General features: G+C 64.6%; 1 protein-coding gene. It reads left to right on the plus strand.

Annotation, left to right across the window (positions count from 1 at the left end; genetic code table 11):
• The coding region (locus GT045_RS40205) for a hypothetical protein (protein WP_237539069.1) at positions 1-226 on the plus strand (226 nt) is incomplete at both ends.

Genomic DNA, 226 nt, shown 5'->3' on the forward strand with positions numbered 1-226 from the left:
AGGCGTCAGCGAAGTCGTCAAGCAGCTGTTCGGCGACGTGAACGGAGTCAACAAGCGGGTGGTGGCTCAGGGCCAGCAGGGCGGCGGTACGGCTGTGGTTAACAGCAGCGTCGATGGTGCGTTGTTCTACGTACTTGGCGTTAACGACAAGTCCTCGGGCATGGTCGGGCAGCGCGGGAGTGGGCAGCCGGTGAATCCCGGCACCGTCTACCCGGCACGGGACCTC

The organism is Streptomyces sp. SID486, assembly GCF_009865385.1.
Lineage (GTDB): Bacteria > Actinomycetota > Actinomycetes > Streptomycetales > Streptomycetaceae > Streptomyces.